This is a genomic window from Shouchella miscanthi (assembly GCF_007725405.1).
In the GTDB taxonomy this organism is placed as follows: Bacteria; Bacillota; Bacilli; order Bacillales; family Bacillaceae_D; genus Shouchella; species Shouchella hunanensis.
Genome location: NZ_CP042163.1, coordinates 3,719,371 through 3,732,192, shown reverse-complemented (window position 1 = coordinate 3,732,192; position 12,822 = coordinate 3,719,371). Strand labels below are relative to the sequence as shown.

At 37.6% G+C, this 12,822-nt stretch carries 13 protein-coding genes; 11 read left to right on the top strand and 2 right to left on the bottom strand.

The features are described from left to right. The first annotated feature begins 17 nt into the window (after window positions 1-17). Window positions 18-236, top strand: a complete 219-nt coding sequence (locus FPV17_RS19150) for a hypothetical protein (RefSeq protein ID WP_144560057.1) — start codon at window positions 18-20, stop codon at window positions 234-236. Between the two features lie 151 nt (window positions 237-387). Here FPV17_RS19150 and FPV17_RS22085 read toward each other — a convergent pair whose 3' ends face one another. Continuing rightward, entirely contained in the window at window positions 388-555 is a 168-nt protein-coding gene (locus FPV17_RS22085) for a hypothetical protein (RefSeq protein ID WP_158318553.1), read from the bottom strand. A gap of 104 nt (window positions 556-659) precedes the next feature. Further along, entirely contained in the window at window positions 660-806 is a 147-nt protein-coding gene (locus FPV17_RS19145; RefSeq protein ID WP_124742697.1) for a lmo0937 family membrane protein, read from the bottom strand. 1,017 nt (window positions 807-1,823) lie between these two features. On the opposite strand from FPV17_RS19145, the gene FPV17_RS19140 reads away from it, so the two are divergent. The 10 genes from FPV17_RS19140 to FPV17_RS19095 all read left to right on the top strand — a co-directional run bounded on the left by FPV17_RS19140 (window position 1,824) and on the right by FPV17_RS19095 (window position 12,574). Further along, window positions 1,824-3,008 (top strand): diaminopimelate decarboxylase family protein, encoded by a 1,185-nt coding sequence (locus tag FPV17_RS19140; RefSeq protein WP_186370660.1) that lies wholly within the window; start codon window positions 1,824-1,826, stop codon window positions 3,006-3,008. Next, window positions 2,986-4,188, top strand: a complete 1,203-nt coding sequence (locus tag FPV17_RS19135; protein WP_144560053.1) for an arginase family protein — start codon at window positions 2,986-2,988, stop codon at window positions 4,186-4,188. The genes FPV17_RS19140 and FPV17_RS19135 overlap by 23 nt, the downstream gene beginning before the upstream one ends. Continuing rightward, the gene (locus FPV17_RS19130; RefSeq protein WP_144560051.1) at window positions 4,185-5,345 is read left to right on the top strand and encodes a type III PLP-dependent enzyme domain-containing protein; all 1,161 of its coding nucleotides are present in this window, start codon (window positions 4,185-4,187) and stop codon (window positions 5,343-5,345) included. Before FPV17_RS19135 ends, FPV17_RS19130 begins: the two co-directional genes overlap by 4 nt. Further along, window positions 5,342-6,724 carry a hypothetical protein gene (locus FPV17_RS19125; RefSeq protein WP_144560049.1) on the top strand — a complete coding sequence of 461 codons (1,383 nt, stop codon included), beginning with the start codon at window positions 5,342-5,344 and terminating at the stop codon, window positions 6,722-6,724. Before FPV17_RS19130 ends, FPV17_RS19125 begins: the two co-directional genes overlap by 4 nt. A 51-nt stretch (window positions 6,725-6,775) precedes the next feature. Beyond that, window positions 6,776-8,455, top strand: coding sequence for an ABC transporter ATP-binding protein (locus FPV17_RS19120; protein WP_144560047.1), 1,680 nt, complete (start codon window positions 6,776-6,778; stop codon window positions 8,453-8,455). A gap of 35 nt (window positions 8,456-8,490) precedes the next feature. Then, window positions 8,491-9,375 carry a GNAT family N-acetyltransferase gene (locus FPV17_RS19115; protein WP_144560045.1) on the top strand — a complete coding sequence of 295 codons (885 nt, stop codon included), beginning with the start codon at window positions 8,491-8,493 and terminating at the stop codon, window positions 9,373-9,375. A gap of 211 nt (window positions 9,376-9,586) precedes the next feature. Continuing rightward, window positions 9,587-10,585, top strand: coding sequence for a LytTR family transcriptional regulator DNA-binding domain-containing protein (locus FPV17_RS19110; protein ID WP_035397463.1), 999 nt, complete (start codon window positions 9,587-9,589; stop codon window positions 10,583-10,585). Between the two features lie 166 nt (window positions 10,586-10,751). Beyond that, on the top strand, window positions 10,752-11,606 hold the full coding sequence (locus tag FPV17_RS19105; RefSeq protein WP_144560043.1) for an ABC transporter ATP-binding protein: 855 nt from the start codon (window positions 10,752-10,754) through the stop codon (window positions 11,604-11,606). Further along, on the top strand, window positions 11,603-12,349 hold the full coding sequence (locus FPV17_RS19100) for an ABC transporter permease (RefSeq protein WP_060704633.1): 747 nt from the start codon (window positions 11,603-11,605) through the stop codon (window positions 12,347-12,349). The genes FPV17_RS19105 and FPV17_RS19100 overlap by 4 nt, the downstream gene beginning before the upstream one ends. Before the next feature lie 27 nt (window positions 12,350-12,376). Continuing rightward, window positions 12,377-12,574 carry a DUF6440 family protein gene (locus FPV17_RS19095; RefSeq protein ID WP_144560042.1) on the top strand — a complete coding sequence of 66 codons (198 nt, stop codon included), beginning with the start codon at window positions 12,377-12,379 and terminating at the stop codon, window positions 12,572-12,574. Window positions 12,575-12,822 lie beyond the last annotated feature (248 nt).

Below are 12,822 nucleotides of genomic sequence, written 5' to 3'. Positions count from 1 at the left end.
ATTAAGGAGGTCGAGCCATGGGAAAAGAGACTGTTAAAAGGAATTGGGCATACGTTATTAAGTCTGCGTTATTGCTTATGATGTCCATTGTGTCTATTGCTAGAAGCACAGAGGACATTGCAGTAGAAGTCATCTTTATAGCGGAAAGGGAAAAAAGAAGCACATCGGGCGTTGTGTTGTTGGGAGATGTCGATTATTCTTTTAGCTTCTTTTTTTCTTCCCATTTGATCATATAAGGCCGTATGAAAAAGCCGTATAAAAAACCACCTATAGCAAAGCCGAGGGTAGAGAGCCAATCTGGATTGCCTTCACGTAAAACAAGGCTTATAATGAGCATCATTGTTGCATAAACAAAACTGAACAAGAGACCGTCCTTTAACCGGGTATTCACGAAGGTGCCTTCATTTCCGACGCCATGAAGTGAAAGATTGTATAAGTCAGTCCTGAAAGAACGGTTGCGCTAATAATGTTAACGGTTTGATAACCAGTAGCAAGAATGACAAGTAGCCAAACAACGACAGCGATTGCGATGCATAATGTATAGGTTCCTTTCATTAGTTGTCCCTCATTTCGATTTTAATTGCTCTTTGTATATACCCTGATTAAAGGGTTATAAACGAGTGTAAAAAAACAGCAAGGCGCTTAGCCTTGCTGTTTCTTTAGAGTTTCCGGCGGCCAGAGATAAGTTGAAAAATAAGAACGACGAGTGCAATAACTAATAAAATATGTACAAGATTTCCGCCGATTTCTCCGATAAATCCAAGTAACCATAATACAACTAAAACGACTAGAATTGTCCACAACATGGTAGCTTCCTCCTTTTTTTAACGTCTTACTCTTTTCCCTCTATTTAAAAGGTGAAACTGAGAAGAACTTCCTTATTAACTTCCTTTTAATTGTAAAAGAAACGGGTCATGTAATATGTATAAGAAGACGATTGTTAGGAGCGGTCATTTCAACAATCGTCATTCAGTCTATGAATCGAGACAGTAGTAGATAAATCGATTATACAATTGATTGACAATTATAATTTATTGAATTAAGCTAATCTTATATTTTTTGATAATATTCATTTTCATTATCGTAAGTTGTATTAGTAGCTAGAATGATTTACTAAACGTCATAACTCCTGAAAAAATATTCTGAGTTGTTGGAAAAGTGAGTGATAGGTTCAGTGCTCATCATCATAGCAATCAAAACAAAAGATAGGATTATTCTTTTTAATTAGAAAGGAGGTGAAATGATTGGCTAAAATCGACTCAAAAGAAATACCTGTTGTTAATTTGGATTTAGAATTGCTAGGTGGGTCACGCCCAAGGCGCTAACCACCATCTTCTTTTATACTTAGTGAATCTATTAGGAAAGGTAGTGAGAAGAATGGCTAAAATTGACTCAAAAGAAACACCTGTTGTTAATTTGGATTTAGAACTGCTAGGTGGATCACGTCCTAGGCGATAACCGTCATCTTTTTTATACTTATGGATTTTATTTGGAAAGGTAGTGAGAAGAATGGCTAAAATCGAATCAAAAGAAACGCCTGTAGTTAATTTAGATTTAGAATTACTAGGTGGATCGCGTCCAAGAGTTCACTAACATCCGTTTAATCATACTTAATCAACTAATAATAAAGGTGGTGTAATGAATGGCTAAGATTGAATCAAAAGAAACGCCTATCGTTAATCTAGACTTAGAATTATTAGGTGGATCACGTCCAAGATAACAAAGCAATTAAAGAAACCTTAATAGATGGCTATTAAGGTTTCTCTCTTGAAAAAGAACGAATGCGATGTGTAACAGTATGCTTATGGAGGGTGATTACACTGTTGGATCATTTATATAAACAACCTGATGGAAAGCTATTCGAGCTTGTGAATCAACTGAAGGAACCGACGATGATATATGATTTAGACGGAATAAAACATACAGTGAGAGTACTGAAAGAGGATATTGAGTTAATTGACAATGCCTTTCTTCATCTAGCAGTAAAAGCAATACATAATAAGGAAATGTTGAATCATTTTGCTCACCTAGGTCTCGGATGCGATGTTGCGAGTGTTGGTGAATATCGTCTTGTTCACGATAGTGGCTTTAGAAAGATAACGACGACAAGTCCATACTATAGCCGCGATAGCATGAGCACGTTTGTCGAGAACGATATCGTTATGGATCTGGATTCTATGGATCAACTAAATGATTTTGTTGAAATGGGTTACTCGAAAGAAGTAGGCTTGAGGATTGCGATACCTATCCCAGAAGAAATGGATACAATTGCTACCTTTGGCTTGGATAGCAGATTCGGCATTGATTTTTATGAAAACAAAGATGAACTAGTACGTTTAAAAGAAACATACGATTTGACAATTAGCAATCTTCATATTCATACAGGGCAATCTACCGGTGCTTCTTTTCAGTTTAAACTAAATTACTTATTAGATATTGCAAGTCAAATAGATACAATTAAAACGATTAATCTTGGCGGTGGTCTTTTTTATTTATTTCATAATCGTGAAGAAACGAGAGAACTGTTTAAAGAAATGAATCTGCTTATACGAAACTGGGAGAACATTCATGGCAGAAAGTTAGAGTTTATTTTTGAACCTGGTGGTGCTTTGTTAGCTGGTAATGGTTATTTGATTTCAGAAATTGTCTCGAAGAAAGTACATAAGAAAAGAAATGTTACGATGTTGCAATGCGATACATCATTTTGGAATTTATCCCCTTGGATACGCAGCAATCCGATCTTTCTAAATCGTTCTGATGAAGTAGAGCGCGTTGTTTTTGTGGGAAATACGCTATTTGAAGGAGATTCTTTGTCAGATTTTAAAGAATATGAAGTACCCAAAGTAAAAAGAGGCGATAAGGTACTTTTTCCAGCATTTGGGGCTTATGCCTTAACGAATGCCAGAAGATTTAATAGGCTTAATCTACCAAACCAATATGTGTTAATTGATGGAGAAATCCATTCTTTAGAGGAGGAAATACGAGGTGAACCGTTCCACTCGGTATAAAGTAAATCCAAATGTGTCTGTTATACGTACTAGTGCTCAAGACATCATCCTTACCAACATGGGGAAGGGGAGAGAATACCACATACCACTAGATATGTTTACTCTTCTTTCTTCGTTCAATCTCCCGGTAAACGTGGAGCAGGCTATATCGATCTATAGGAACTCCAATCAACAAGTACTTGAAGAAGCGGAGTTACTAGAATCTATAGAAGAGCTTGAAAAGAACGATCTCATTGTGCTAGCTGATGTAGATGTTCAAATGGCAAATAATATTGCCCAATCAACGAATCGTTTCTTTAATTTTAATGGTATGAGAATGGAAGAGGTCATTAATATTGGTGGCCATATAGCGGATGCAGTCGCTATTATCGGCATGCCGTTTGATCACAATGTAACCAATTTACCAGGCAGTCGATTGGGCCCTGAATATTTGAGGCGTCACAGTCGATCAATTGTACCCTATGGTTTCCCTCAAGTAGAAGTGAAAGGACAATATACAGAAGGGGTCCAATTAGCGAGTAAGGTGTTTGATTGTGGAGATATCTCTGGACACGTATTTGATCGAAACGGTAGGCAGCAAAGACAATTAGAGGAAATTGTGAGGAAACTAACATTAGCCAAGATTAAGCCTGTAATCGTCGGTGGAGATCACTCGATTACGTATTCGTCCTTACAAGGGATTCTCTCGCATAAAAAAATTGGCTTGATCCATATTGATGCCCATTATGATGGCGGGGGAACCGAACAAGTATCATTTAAAGATATTCACCATGGGAACTTCATGGATGGGTTTTTAAATGAAAGAAATCTTGAACATATCCTACAAATTGGTCAAAGGCAAAGAGTGGATCAAGAGCATGTACAAGCAGAGAAGATTGAAGTCGTTTCTTCTGGTGAACTGGATATAAGCGACTATTTAAGAGAGGGGTTGCCCTACTACATAACGCTTGATGTCGATGTATTAGATCCTAGTTTTATGTCTTCAACAGGTACCCCAGTCCCGCTTGGTATGCACCCTAAAGAATTGATGGCTATCTTAACTAGTATAAGAGAACATGACATTATAGGTGCCGACGTGGTGGAATTTCTTCCGTCCGAGCATAAAGTTCATGAAGCCTTACTTGTAAATGAGCTGTTGCTAACGTTGATCAGTATGATGACGAAGGTGGATTTATCATGAGTCTATTTCCTAAGCTCCCTCAAAATATGTTTAATAGGTCTAACGAGATTACGAGCCCGGCAGTTGTGTATGATGCAGAATCATTAACACATGTTGTGCATCACTTAAGACGTCGTTTAGGTAGTGTGAAAAAAATGAAACTCTACGTTTCAATGAAAGCGAATCGGAATGTGGGTTTAAATGCGTATATGTCGAGGGTTGTTGACGGGGTAGATGTCTCTTCGTATGAAGAATATCAAGTTGCTACAATAGCTGGTTATTCACGCATTAGTGCAACATCTCCAGGAATAAAAATCGAGCATATCCATGAAATGATCGAAAACCAAGTGCAGTTTGATTTTGATAACGTGGAGCAACTATATGCCTATTCATGTCAGTACAATGAAAGCAGGCAGCCCAAGGATATTGGCTTACGGTTAAATATTCCGATTGGATCAAACGGTGCTACGACTTATCTATCAAAAAGCCGATTTGGGATTAATGTAAGTCAATCAGAAAATCAACAAGCGCTTAAAGAGATTTTAAAAGAGTTCCACTATAAAGTGATAAGCATCCACATTCACATTGGAGAATTAAATAATTTTAATACGGTTAAGGACACCCTTAACTATTTAGTAGATATTCTTTCTCTTTTTCCGGATGTCCAGACATTAAACCTTGGCGGTGGTCTCACGCGGTTATTCTCAAATGAAGAAGACATAGATAAAACATTTGAGCTCATACAATCCTATACGGAACAGTACTTACCGAAACTGAAAGAAGTCATATTCGAACCTGGTATGCTTGTTTACGTGATGGCTGGTTATTTAAAGACGAGTGTATTATCCGTGAACAATGGGGTGGTCAACATGGATTCTTCTTCTTGGAATTTAATAGAATGGACAAAAGCGAATGTAAAGATTGTTTACACTAGTTCGAGTGGAGACATGGAACAGCAAACCATTGCTGGTAATACGTGCTATGAAAAAGATATCTATTTCGAGAACATGGCTTCTAATAAACTGTCATTAAACGATTATATCGTATTGTTTCCATTTGGAGCCTACACCATTTCTATGAGTAAATCCCTTCACGGTATTCCGACCCCAAAGGAATATTTGTATATAAACGATGAATTTAAGGAATTATCTGTTGGCGAAAGTCAGGTGTACGCATGACAAACCATCTACTTAGTGAACTGGATCTTTTAAAATGTATGTCTGAAGATCTACAACTAGACATATCGATAGATGCGCATACTATTGAGAACCAAATCAACGCAAATGACAATGCATTCTTAATTGAACACAAGCTAGAGAAACTGTCTCAAACAATTAGAATGAAATGGATTCGTAAGAATATCCAACATACGTCTACGTTTATGAGATCGCCACTCCAAACCCCAACTACTTATGGAGGAACGGTCCATGACTTTTCGTACGAACGAAATATAGAGACAACTTCCTTAGAAGATAAGATACAAACGAGTAATGAACAAGTATGTTGGAATAATACGGCCTTAGCTTTTTCAAGCGGGATGGCTACATTGAGTACGCTGTTCAATAGCTTATTGTCATTCTATTCCCCAAGTCAAAACAATCCATTATCGATGGTTTGTTTTGCAGACTACTTTGAAAGCAAAGGGTTGTTAGAAGTGATCGCTAGAGAACACTTGTCTATCACGTTTGATCATACGGGGAAAATAGATTTTAATGCTTTTGATATCATCTACATTGAACCAACGAGATATGACTGGAAAATGAATTACTTTGACACGGATCAAAGTTTTGAAAGGCCGATAGAAGCTAAGAAAAAGTTTACATTCATTATCATTGATAGTACTTTATCTCAAGACAATACTACAAGAGACGCTATTCTAGCTAAATGTAAACATCAGCCATTTACGGTTGTTATGGAATGTTCATCTGGTTTAAAGCTTCATCAATTTGGATTAGAGTTTTGCAATTTTGGCTATGTAAATATTTATTGTCGAAAGGATGACGCGGACATTATCGACAGTTATAAGCTTAAACAATACATAAAAAAGGTTCGTACTCTGAACGGAAGCGCCTTATCCTTCGAGTCTGCCAGTGTGCTTGATGCTCCTTTTATTTTCAATGAGATCAAGACAAACCATTATATTGATCGGGTTTTTGAACATAACGTAGAATTAAAAAAGAATACACGTATCGGTGGTTTATTTAAGAAAATATCAACTGCTGAAAAGGGGTCTCCGTTTGTTGTTTTCCAGATCGAGAACAATGATTTGGATGACTATGGCTACCTAATGGGTGTGTTAGAGAATCAGTCTAAACAAGCAGGTGCACTGTTTTATAGAGGGTCAAGTTTTGGCTTTAGACATCATCGTTATGAGACCATTATCCCTGATAACAAAGTGCGCAAAGGCTTGTTTAAAATTGCTATGGGATTTCGAAAAGGACCATCCTTTGAATTTATTCTACGTTTTATGAGGGAGCTTTCAGAACTGAATAACATGAGAGAGCTGAGAACGAAATTTCCTGATATAACACCTGTAAGCTTCGATCATTTAGATTAATTAAAGGTGGTTTGGAGATGAATGTCTATAGAAGAACGATTGTGAATGTAAATGAATAACGATTTGATGCAAATTGTTAGAAAGATCAAAATTCCTAAACGTATTCTTACTGTGGGATTGGTTTTATCCATTGCCTTTGCTGTATCTGCAGTCATTACACCGTTAATTATTAAAAACTTCATTGATGATGTCACCTATAGCAATGAAGTGAATAGCCAATTGCTCTATGCGCTGATTGGGCTCTTTTTGATTCAAGGTTTACTGAATGGGCTATCTACGTATATCTTAAGTTTGCTTTGTGAAACGATGATTTATCGACTGAGGCTACAAGTATGGGGTAAGATTTTAACATTACCACTTCGGTTTTTTAACGAAAATCGACCAGGTGAACTAGTAAGTAGATTAATTGGCGATATTGAAGAAATTAATATGTTTCTAACTGAACAAGTTCCGAAATTATTGACGAATGTCGTGTTAATTATCGGTTCATTGATTGCTCTTTCGTTGATTTCCTATCATATGGTACTCTTTATCGTTATCGCTCTAGCCCTATTTTTATGCGTCATTGTTCCATTTAGTAAGAAAATGCAAACCATTTCTTACGATTTTCGATTAAATGTTGCCAGATTGTCTGCTTACTTTTTAAGAATCATTGAAAACATTGAAGTGGTAAAAGTATATAAAACCGAAAAGAAAGAAGTAGACAATGGGAAAAAGACTCTTCATTCTATTTTTAAATTGGGCATGAAAGAAGCAAAGGTCTATGCTTTTCTAGAACCACTTGTGATGATTCTTTCCATTATTCTACTAACCGCTGTCATGGGATATGGGAGCCTATTAATTTCTCAAGGAACCTTAACGTTCGGAGGCTTTTTAGCGGCCTTTTTAATTTTATTTCAGTTATTCAGCCCATTAAGAGCTTTTTCAAGTATATGGGTGTCGTACAGGACAGCCTCAGGTGCATCTGTTTTTATCCATTCTATTTTTTCATTCGAATCGGAGGCAACAGGAGAATTAGCACAAGGTTCTAAACAAAATGCTGTCGAGATAAGAAACCTTACGTTCTCCTATAAAGACACCCCTGTTTTACGAAATGTGAATGTAGAATTAAAGCATGGAGAAGTAGTGGCCGTTGTTGGTCCTTCTGGCAGTGGGAAAAGTACGTTCTTAAAGCTTCTTTTAGGTCTCTATTCGCCAGATAGTGGATCGATTCTTTACAATGGCGAACGTGTTTCTCACTCTGCATTCTATAAAAGTAAGATTGGGTATATTCCGCAAGATAGCTTATTGTTTGATGCAAGTGTTGAAACGAATGTCTTTTATGGCAATGAAACGAAGTCAAGCGATGCGTTTCTAGCATTACTTGACCGACATTTTATGAATTTTGACTATGACTCCTTGAAAGATGAGTTTGCTCCTAATTTATCAGGAGGGCAAAAACAACGAGTGAATATTCTAAGAGCCCTTTCTAAAGAAAGAGAGATCATTTATTTAGATGAGCCTACTTCAAACTTAGATAGTGAAAGCGAAGCCATCCTACAAAAGTATTTACATCGTAATGTGGAGAATAAAATAGTCGTCATTATTGCTCACAGGTTATCAACAATTATTAACGCGGATCGAATTATCTTTTTAGACAATGGACAGGTAACGGGTGAAGGTACCCATCACACCCTTTACAATTCACACCAAAAGTATCGGAGCTATGTAGATTTTCAGGTATTACAATAAGAATTTTTATAGTAAATAGAATAGGAGGGCTTTACATGATCCATATTTTAAAAAAGCCACAGTTAACGGAAGTAGCGGCTTTCATTTCTAACTTAAACTCGTTACCAGAGCATCATGTGGGGTTTTGTGGAAAGAAAAAGGAAGAAATTCTACATACATTAGAAGAAGATTTTGGAGATATACCAGCAGTTGATGCTTTTGTCTTAGTAATAGAGGATGAAAAAACGGTTGGTGTTTGTGGTTTTGATGCGGATATAGAAAGAGGAAGTGCAGAGATCTGGGGTCCATTTGTAAATGCTAAGCAAGCAGCTAAGGTTATAGAATTACTGTGGACTTCCTTGCTTTTAGAAATGCCTAAGTCTATAAAAACGGTAGAATTATTTCCTGAAAAAAAGAATACAGGCGTCCTTACTTTCGCTAAAGAGTTCGACTTTTCAAATGGAAGTGATCAAACGATTTTAACCTGTTTTAACCATACGTTTATGCATAAAAAAGTTAAAAGCGACGCCATCGCCAGCATTCAAACGAATGAGTACAATCAATTAATCCATCTTCATGATCGCCTATTTCCTAAAACCTATTTGTCTGGAAACGAAATGATCGATCAACTAGGTGAAGCGTCTCACGTTTTTATTGCCAGCGATGAGGCAGGGCGTGTCACTGGCTACGTTCACGTTGAGGCAAGCCCAGATTTTGGAGAAGGTAGTATTGAATTTTTGGGAGTAGACACTAATTCACGTGAGAAGGGATTAGGGACAGCTCTCCTCTCAAAAGGATTAGAATGGTTGTTTTCATTTGAAAGCATAGATGAAATCACATTGTGTGTGAATTCAGCTAATGAAACAGCGATTCATATTTACCAAAAGCTCGGTTTTCACAAGGAACACGAACTTCTCTCTTATGAAAAGCATCTTAGTTGAGCAAAGATGATCGGGACCTTCTACAAGTTGTGATGGGAAGGTCTTTTTTGCATTTGTTACATAGTAAAGGCTGTTTGGGTGAATGAAGGTCGCTGCTCTTGATCATGAACGCTTAGTCCATCCAAACTGGTCGTCTAGTTGACCGACTAGCGATTCCGAGTTCTAAGTTGTATACTGACTTTAAAATATGTGCGAAGAAAGTGTGTAGTCGATGACATTAGTTACATTGGAGAATGTTTGGAAACAAGAAGAGAACCAAACCATTCTAAAAAACATCTCATTTTCACTGGATGGATCATCACACGTTGGAATGAAAATGAACGAAAAGGAAACGGCGACACTTTTTGAGCTAGTCTGTGGTGAGCAAATTCCTTCGAGTGGGAAGATTGAACGAGAAGCTGGTTTAATCTTGCAAGACCGTAGTGATGACGGGCAGTATGAACCATTAACGGTACAACAGTATTTACGCTTTTTCAAAAAAATTGCGGATTTTCAGAAGCCTCTTGAGGCATTTATTTCTATCTTTTCGTTATCGGATGTGTGGCATAAGAAGATTAAGGACCTTACTAAAGAACAAAAAAAACGGGTAAGTTTATTTCGGATATACTTATTTTCTCCAGAAATTGTGCTGTTAGAAAACCCGCTAAACACGCTATCAGATGAAGGAATTGAATTGTATATCCAGGCATTGGCCTACGTTCAGAACCAAGGGATTGCTACGCTCATTACATCAAACTACATTGAAGATCTCTTGTTGGTAAGCAAACAAGTGTACCGGTACCGTTCTACAATAGGTTTAGAAACGACTGACCTAGTAGAAGAACCAGATGGACTTCAAAATGAAAAAGTCGAAAATGAGGGAGTAGCGCCGAAGAATATCTTCAAAGTAAGTTGTAAAATGGCGGATAAACTAATTTTCTTCAGCCCAGACGAAATTGATTACATTGAAAGTATAAACAGCGTCAGTCATATACGCATTGAGGAAGACTCTTTTCCAACGGATTTAACAATGAATGAGTTAGAGGAAAAATTACGTACGTTTGGATTTTTTCGATGCCACCGGTCTTATTTAGTTAACTTGCAGCGAGTTTCTGAATTAATTAGTTATTCGAAAAACAGCTACACCCTTATCCTCAAAGGGAGTGCCCAAGCAAAATTGCCGTTATCTCGAAATCGTTTAGATGAAATGAAAAAATTGCTTACACTATAGGGGACGTTTCAGGTTGAAGTGGGTACATTTCAACCTTTTTTCTATACATTTCGGTGGTGAAGGGTACGTTTCAACGGGGTTTAAAGACATATGTCGATTCGATTACTACACTAAGGGTGTGAGATTAAAACACCCGCTTTTGGAGTGGTGAAGGAGTGAATGCAGGATGACAGATCAAAGGGTCATTGAAGTTAAACGGGTAGCAAAGTCATTTAACAAACATACAGCTTTGCAAAATGTTTCGTTTTCAGTACAGGCAGGAGAGATCTTCGGTTTTCTCGGTCCTTCTGGATCAGGAAAAACAACAACCATTAAACTGTTAACAGGACAGCTGGCGCAAACGTCTGGTCACGCTTTTGTGCTGGGAAAACCTGTGGAACAGATTAACGAAAGCATCTACGAACAAGTTGGAATTGTGACGGACAATAGTGGCGTATATGAGAAATTAACGGTTTATCAAAATATGGCGGTGTTGGCAAAAATCCTTGGCGTTGATCGACAGCGTGTGAATCATTTATTAAAGCGAGTGGGTCTAATGGAACATAAAAAAAAGCTGGCTCATCAACTATCAAAAGGAATGACCCAGCGTTTGATTCTTGCAAGAGCCTTGCTTCATAAGCCAAGGGTGTTGTTTTTAGATGAGCCAACGAGTGGGTTAGATCCTAGTACAGCGGAAGCGGTTCACGAGTTGTTAATGGAGATAAAGGATTCAGGAACGGCTATCTTTCTAACAACCCACAATATGGAGGAGGCAACAAAGCTGTGTGACCACGTTGCTCTTTTAAATGAAGGTGTTATCGTCGAGCATGGTGTACCGAAAGAAGTGTGTTTAAAATATAACAAAAAGAGACAATATCGAGTGCAGTTGGTTACAGGTGCGGAAAAGGTTCTACTTCATTCTGATGAGGCAAGTAAACAAATTCACGAATGGATGTCACAAGATCAACTTCTGACCATTCATTCATGTGAACCTACACTTGAAACGGTTTTCTTGGAAGTTACGGGGAGGAAATTAGTATGAATGTGTCGCTTCGAAAAATAAATGCCATTATTGTGTTAAAGTTTCAGACCATCATGAGCAATACAAGTGTCATTCTAACACCAGTTCTAGCACTTGTCTTTGCATTTGCAATGAGGCATTTGATGCCTGAAGTAGATGTAAATGAAGCAGGAATATTCTTTTCAACTGGTGCGTTTGTACTTAGCTTTGGCCTTATTTTTAATATTGCTATTGCTGGTATTGCGATGAGTAGTAGCCCGTTAGCAGAAGAAAAAGAAAAGAATACGTTACGGGTGTTAATGACTTCTTCTGTAAGTGGTTTGGACTATTTAATAGGAACCATTATTCCTCCACTTGTCATCTTAACCATTACGAATCTTTTATTGATTCCCGCAAGTGGGATTGCTTATGCAGACGTTCCACTGTTGAGCTACTTGGTCATGACAACGGTCGCAAGCTTTATTAGTTTATTAATTGGCTATGTCGTAGGAATCTTTTCTCAGAATCAAACGCAATCGGCACTGATTAGCATGCCAGTTACGCTGCTGTTCACGTCTGTACCAGTGATACGATTTCTACAGAATGATCTGTCTTATCTTGTTGATTACACGTATACAGGCGTGCTAACGAACTTTGCCAGTACGTTATTTGCAGAAGGTCAGTATAATTGGAATCTTTTTGATACTAGTGTATTAGGTGCGTATTTACTACTCTCCGCAGCGATTTTCGTACTTGCCTACAAGCGAAATGGATTGGATCGCTGACAAGAGATTTAAAAAGGAGCGTGTGCAATGTTTTCAAAAAAAGAACCAAATCGTTTTGCAGAAAAACAAATTCAACATTACCAATATGGGCTTATTCATATACTAATTGATCGCGAGACAGGAGTACATTATTTGCATCTGTGGAACCCACAAGGGAGTAGTGTAACACCCTTATTGGATGAACAGGGGAATGTCATGATTAATAAGTCCGCAGCAGAGGAATGAAGGCATCACGTTAAAAGAAAAGCGCCTGAATAGGAGATGGAGTCCGTTATAAAAACGGACTCTTTTACGTTGATGTTCCGTTTTTTTGTCTCGCTTTCTTAAATGTAATCAAAATGTAATAAACGAACTCTTTTAGCATGAGAATAAGCATTTTACGCGTCGATTCATAAAAGTATTGATCTATTTATCACATATGTGCTTTCTTTTTTGCTAAAGTATAGACTTGTGGTTTTGAGCAGTGAAAGGGG